Source organism: Burkholderia sp. HI2714, assembly GCF_002223085.1.
GTDB classification, from domain to species: Bacteria; Pseudomonadota; Gammaproteobacteria; order Burkholderiales; family Burkholderiaceae; genus Burkholderia; species Burkholderia lata_D.
Genome location: NZ_NKFM01000128.1, coordinates 1 through 1,940, shown reverse-complemented (window position 1 = coordinate 1,940; position 1,940 = coordinate 1). Strand labels below are relative to the sequence as shown.

Genomic DNA, 1,940 nt, shown 5'->3' with positions numbered 1-1,940 from the left:
GGGATGCCGCGGATTTCCGACAAATGATGGATGACGCGCTGTCCCGTCCGGTTGATCGCGCGCTGTTCGAACTCGACGACGACCACGCATGACCAGTCGCCATGGCAAGGGGCCGCGATCGCCCCCCACCTTCGGCACATGCCAGGCGCTTGCCCTGAACCGGCACACAAGTTGATGCAAGGATGAATTCGTCGTGGACGAAACTGAGCTTCCCCCGGTTTTTCACCCACTGTAATTGGGGAAGGACCATAAAAGTATAGGCGCACGCAAAATCGCTTGCCGAATATACGTCATTGACGTATAGTTAGCGCATGTACACGATCATCGAAACCACCGAATTCCAAGAGTTTGCGGCCGATATCTGGCGCGACTCGGAACGCGAAGAATTCATCAACTGGATCGCAAACAATCCGCTCGCCGGAGACGTGATTCCCGGAACCGGCGGACTCCGGAAGGTACGGTGGGCGCGGGCCGGGATGGGAAAGCGCGGCGGCGCGCGAGTGATCTACTATAACCTGCTGGATGACGGCGAAATCTGGCTCTTGATCGCGTACTCGAAAGCGAAGTACGACAATCTGTCGACCAAGCTGCTCAACCAACTTCGTGAGGCCATCAATGGATAAGGATCAGGAACACTTCGAAGCCAAGCTGCTTCAATCGGTGCGGAACATGAAGGCGCGCAAGGCTGCGCGCGTCACAATGGTCGAGCCGACCGACGCATCGGTCGCCCGCGCTAAGTCGGGTCTGTCGCAAAGCGAATTCGCCGACCTGCTCGGCGTGTCGGTGCGCACCTATCAGGAATGGGAGCAAGGCCGGCGCAGCCCGACCGGCGCGGCGAAAACGCTGCTGCGCGTGGCCGTCAAACACCCCGAGGCGCTGCAAGACCTTCAGCCGGCCGCGTGACAAGGATCGCGCCATGACTACCAGCATGGCCTATAAGGGGTATGTCGCCCGGATCGAGTTCGACGAGCGCGATCGCATCTTCATCGGCCGCGTGCTCGACGTGAGCGACGAAATCAGTTTCCACGGCAAGACGGTGGACAAGCTGACGCGGGATTTTCACGCGGCCGTCGATCATTACCTGACCGATCGCGACCGTCCTGCGCACACGTGACGCGCCGTCAGTCGAGCGCGGTTTTCACGAGCACGGCGAGGCGCAAGTATTCGCCGACCCACTTCGGGAATTTGCTGGCGCTGACCCATCGGGACACGGTTGTCGGATCGACGCCAAGGCGGCGCGCGAACTCGGCCTGCGACCAGCCGAGCACGTTGAGCGAGCGGGAGAAGTCTTGTGTGTCCGCGCCGATTGAATTTTGAGCCACCGCGCCGACCGAATTTTGAGCCGGGGTGAAGGCCGGTCCAATGGTGGACCGGGTGTGGATAAGTGTATGGTTTTTCCGGTTGCCTGTCCTCCCATGTGTGCGTCTGTGCTGCGCGGTGGAAGCCGTGAAGGGCGTAGCCCGTAGCGGCTTCCACCGCGCGTGGCGCTCAGTTCGCAGCCGGGTCGCTACCCGTGTTGCCTTTGCGCGAGGCCTCGCGCGACTGGATGCGCTTCTTCTCACTGGCGCTGCTGTGGCGGAAACGGTAACTCTCGTTGCCGGTTTCCACGATGTGGCAGTGATGCGTCAGGCGGTCCAGCAGCGCCGTCGTCATCTTCGCGTCGCCGAACACGCTGGACCATTCACCGAAGTCCAGATTGGTCGTAATCGCAACGCTGTTAAGTGTTTCTTGTAAACCGTCTTGAGATTTGTTAACTTCGGCAGAGCTTGACTGCCGGAGATCTGGATGAAGTGCGTCGTTGTACTGACCGAAGTCACACCTCACGCGGGCATCGTGTCGCGGACGGCCGTCGTGAGGCGCTTACCGATAGTCATCGCACCACGGACCTAGCATACCGGATGGGAACATCCACGCGCGCTTGAGGCAGGACCTTCTTCAAC

Annotated in this window: 4 protein-coding genes and 1 pseudogene; 3 read left to right on the top strand and 2 right to left on the bottom strand. The window is 60.4% G+C overall.

Annotated elements, in window-relative coordinates:
• Positions 1-311: 311 nt before the first annotated feature.
• The 3 genes from CFB82_RS41385 to CFB82_RS41375 are packed head-to-tail and all read left to right on the top strand — an operon-like array spanning position 312 to position 1,114.
• Entirely contained in the window at positions 312-623 is a 312-nt protein-coding gene (locus CFB82_RS41385) for a transcriptional regulator (protein WP_089487945.1), read from the top strand.
• Positions 616-903, top strand: a complete 288-nt coding sequence (locus tag CFB82_RS41380; RefSeq protein ID WP_089487944.1) for a helix-turn-helix domain-containing protein — start codon at positions 616-618, stop codon at positions 901-903. Before CFB82_RS41385 ends, CFB82_RS41380 begins: the two co-directional genes overlap by 8 nt.
• Positions 904-916: 13 nt before the next feature.
• Entirely contained in the window at positions 917-1,114 is a 198-nt protein-coding gene (locus CFB82_RS41375; RefSeq protein WP_256990784.1) for a hypothetical protein, read from the top strand.
• A gap of 7 nt (positions 1,115-1,121) precedes the next feature.
• Here CFB82_RS41375 and CFB82_RS41370 read toward each other — a convergent pair whose 3' ends face one another.
• Complete coding sequence (locus tag CFB82_RS41370) at positions 1,122-1,322, bottom strand: helix-turn-helix domain-containing protein (RefSeq protein WP_256990783.1); 201 nt, start codon at positions 1,320-1,322, stop codon at positions 1,122-1,124.
• A gap of 166 nt (positions 1,323-1,488) precedes the next feature.
• Positions 1,489-1,716: pseudogene (locus tag CFB82_RS41365) on the bottom strand (ATP-binding protein); the annotation flags it as partial.
• Positions 1,717-1,940 lie beyond the last annotated feature (224 nt).

What these genes read in the sequence shown, in the direction of transcription:
- CFB82_RS41375 (WP_256990784.1), top strand. Translation starts at nt 917, where the DNA reads ATGACTACCAGCATGGCCTATAAGGGGTATGTCGCCCGGATCGAGTTC.
- CFB82_RS41380 (WP_089487944.1), top strand. Translation starts at nt 616, where the DNA reads ATGGATAAGGATCAGGAACACTTCGAAGCCAAGCTGCTTCAATCGGTG.
- CFB82_RS41385 (WP_089487945.1), top strand. Translation starts at nt 312, where the DNA reads ATGTACACGATCATCGAAACCACCGAATTCCAAGAGTTTGCGGCCGAT.